Source organism: Acidovorax sp. GW835-FHT14G06 (assembly GCF_058793595.1).
This window is the reverse complement of sequence record NZ_JBXAGA010000041.1, coordinates 1-2,477: the sequence shown is the minus strand read 5'-3', so window position 1 is coordinate 2,477 and position 2,477 is coordinate 1. Positions and strand designations below refer to the sequence as shown.

3 protein-coding genes are annotated in these 2,477 nt (G+C 59.3%); all 3 read right to left on the bottom strand.

Annotation, left to right across the window (positions count from 1 at the left end):
• On the bottom strand, positions 1 to 638 hold a 638-nt coding region (locus AC1Q64_RS25580), incomplete at its 3' end, for a hypothetical protein (protein ID WP_492253165.1).
• On the bottom strand, positions 635 to 1,762 hold the full coding sequence (locus AC1Q64_RS25575) for a hypothetical protein (protein ID WP_056419734.1): 1,128 nt from the start codon (positions 1,760 to 1,762) through the stop codon (positions 635 to 637). The genes AC1Q64_RS25580 and AC1Q64_RS25575, both read right to left, overlap by 4 nt.
• A partial coding sequence (locus tag AC1Q64_RS25570; RefSeq protein WP_492253164.1) for a PD-(D/E)XK nuclease domain-containing protein occupies positions 1,755 to 2,477 on the bottom strand: 723 nt, incomplete at its 5' end. The genes AC1Q64_RS25575 and AC1Q64_RS25570, both read right to left, overlap by 8 nt.

The following is a 2,477-nucleotide window of genomic DNA, read 5'->3' as shown; positions in this document are numbered from 1 at the left end:
AGCAAATCCTCGCTTGGCTCCTGATCGAAACGGGCCACGCCGTTGTTCGTCAACAGCACCGTCAAGCGCTTGGGGCGCATGAACCGGATCTGAACCTTCTCGATAACATGCTTCTTACCGTGTACGAGTGCCTGGGTTGCCCCGAGAACGTCGACACTGCCCTTGATGACCGCTTTGGCCTGGACATTGGAGGCGAGTTCCATCGCTCCCAATTGCAGTGAATCCACGATCCCCACTTCGTTCAAGCGCCGCTGCACTTCGCTCGCCCAGTCCAGCACGTTGACCGAAAGCGGGCTGATCGCCAAAGCAAAGTCGGTTGCCTCCGCCAGCCGGCTGATCATGGTCTGAACGCCGCGGGGGGCGTCCACGAGTTCCAATCCTGGGCCGGCCACTGCCGCCTTGAATTCACAACTTCGGTATTCGACGCGGTGAAAACTCGCCTCCACCCCAAATGGGTCGGTAACGGTATCGTCGTACTCGATCTTCTCCACGAATCTGGCATCGAGAAAATCGTCTCTGACCCGATCCAGAACGAAGCCTTCGACCTGCTCTCCATCAAACGCCTTCACGCGAAGGCGTTTGGCCAGAACTCGCATAGAGATTGGCCATCGAGCCTTTAGCCAGCGATAGCGTTTCATGAAGTGGTCCCCGCTTCCGAGTCCGCACCAGCACCCGCCGCCTCGGCGAGCAATTGCGCCAAGACGGTACGGGCAGTCTTCTCGATCATCGCGAGCAGGGTTGCCTTCTCCGCCTCGCTTACCGGGCGGATGTTCTTTGTATACGCGCCATTCTTGAACTTGAGCGCACCATGAATGGAGTAGCGAAACTTCTTGCCGGCCTGCCGATCCTCAAAGCCCGCGTCGCATTCGATGATCGCGTAGGGGTGGACGTTCTGCTTCGCGCGCCAAGTGATCGACGTGATGAAGAAGCCCTTGTCCTTCAGCTCTTGGTACATCTCGGAGGCGACCAGGTTTTCACCGCTGAGCGCCACGTTCTCGACCACGCCGAGCATCTTCTCTTCGGCCTCGTCAACGTCGTCACCGTCCATATCGAAGTCATCGTCCTCTTGCTCCGAGGTCGAATGGGCGACCCGCAGGCGTGAGACGGTCATCAATGGAAAGTCGGGTAACGACGAGATCAGCCGCGTGAAGAACGTCGTTCGCGCCTCAGCCGAGGTCAGGCCAGTCAGCTCAATCTCTTCGAGTTGCACAACGGCCTTCTTGTGAGCTTCAATTCGCTCCCGCAGCTTGTCGACCATGGCACGGGCGCGGTCGGTTGCCGGTATGCGGATCTCGGTGCGCTCCCCGACCTTGGTGAAAACCAACTCTGCATCTCGATCTTGGCGCTGCAGCAGCCGCGTCTTGGAGTAGTCAAACTCGGAGTAGGTCACGTTCATGACGAATTCGGATTCGCTCTTCTTGTGGGCGCGAACGACCTCCTGGACTTCGGCCTTTTGGTATTCGCTGACGATCTCCTTGAGCTCGTCTGGCGACAGTTCGGTGTTCAACGAGATCGTAGCCGTCTTTTCGCCCCGCTTCGAGGCCTCGCGCCGCTCCAGAATGCCGCACACATCCGCGTAGTCGTGTGGGAGCAGCGACAGGTACTGAACCAGCGCCTCTCTTGACTCGGCTGGCGAACTGAAGATGCCGCGGTCGCGCAGCAGCTCCAGCAAGACCGCTTCCGTCACCTTCTGCTTGGCGGAGAACAGCAGGTCGTGGATCTCTTTGTTCGTGGCGAAATACAGCTGCCCAGGATCACGCATAGTCCATCCCCAGATCGATCGAAGAGAACTCCGTGATGGCCTGCGTCATCTTCGTGTAGCCGATGGCGTTGACCTTCGCGGCCAGCTCAGTCGAGTGGCCGTCGTCGCCCAGGCTCTCGACGTAGCGCTGCTTGGCCTTTTGAAAGCGTGCAGCGGCTGCAGCATCCGAGGCCATGGACCGAATGTCCACCTTGGTCGCATCCTCCAGGACTTGGTAGTGGCGCAAGAAATCGAGAAGGTACATGAACTCCTCTTCGGTTTCTCCGGATCGGCGATAGAACACGATGACACCTCGCTGGGCGAGAGCAGGCCCATGTTTGTACTCGAACACGATCCAAGGCGATGTCAGCATCTCCAGCGTGGCCGCGCGTGCCTTCTCCGGCTGGAGATTGGCTCGTCCGTCCAATTGCGGATAGAAGAACTTGCAATGCTGCGCCGCCGGCAAGGCAGCTGGCCCAGCGGCGCCACGCAGTTGTCGAATGTCGTATCGAACGTTGTCGATCCAGTGCACGTCACGCGGGCCTAAGACGAACAGCCGCGCACCCTTAGGCAGAAGCAGTTCCTTGGGCGTGGCTGCGCTCAGCACAGACGAGAAGTCCTTGTCGTACTCACCGTCGTGGTTGTAGACGAAGAGCAGTCCGCAGACGTTCGGCGTCACGTTGCCATGCATGTAGAGGTCCCGCCAGCGCTCGCTCTTCTCTGCGCAGGCGATCTG

Bases quoted from the DNA above. Each gene is read 5' to 3' on its own strand.
- AC1Q64_RS25575 (WP_056419734.1), bottom strand. From the start codon at position 1,762: ATGCGTGATCCTGGGCAGCTGTATTTCGCCACGAACAAAGAGATCCAC.